This is a genomic window from Arthrobacter sp. 08Y14 (assembly GCF_002929455.1).
GTDB lineage: Bacteria > Actinomycetota > Actinomycetes > Actinomycetales > Micrococcaceae > Arthrobacter_B > Arthrobacter_B sunyaminii.
This window is the reverse complement of sequence record NZ_PJIX01000076.1, coordinates 1-506: the sequence shown is the minus strand read 5'-3', so window position 1 is coordinate 506 and position 506 is coordinate 1. Positions and strand designations below refer to the sequence as shown.

Sequence of the window (506 nt, the reverse complement as noted above, 5' to 3'; positions counted from 1 at the left end):
GGTCATCGCAGCCTATCAGGATATCTGATCCGCCATATCACGTATTGCCCCTCAGGGCCTTCTCGGCCTTGGGAAGGGATCGATGATGATCTCCGGCTCGAACGACGGATTGCGCAGGTCATCCGGCGGTGCGAAGCCTGTCTCCTCGAGGAGGAAGCGTCCGTCGACCCAGCCTGAAATGCGGGGGCGGTCGACGGTGGCGATACGGCACCAGTAGCCACCACGGCTATCCTGGCAGGAGAGGCGCTCGATCGGTTGACCCTCATCGAGCGCGTGGATGACGCGGAAATTCGGGCCGGCGCCGGAATGCACAGCGAGGCGCTTGCCAGGCGGCAGGCCGCGGACATGCGAAAGATAGGTGTCCATCAGAGTGCTGTCATCGATGTCAGGGGCGGGGATGACCTTCGGCTCTTGAGCATGCGCCGCGAGGCTCGTACCTGCAATGCAGGCGAGAGCGGTCAGGATGATCATGGTGGCGCGGTGGTGCATGCGAGGCTCCCTGAAGT

Annotated in this window: 1 protein-coding gene; it reads right to left on the bottom strand. The window is 63.2% G+C overall.

Annotation, left to right across the window (positions count from 1 at the left end):
• Positions 1 to 51 precede the first annotated feature (51 nt).
• Positions 52 to 506, bottom strand: a 455-nt coding sequence (locus CXR03_RS19055; RefSeq protein ID WP_219816295.1) for an SH3 domain-containing protein, incomplete at its 5' end; no start/stop codon positions are given.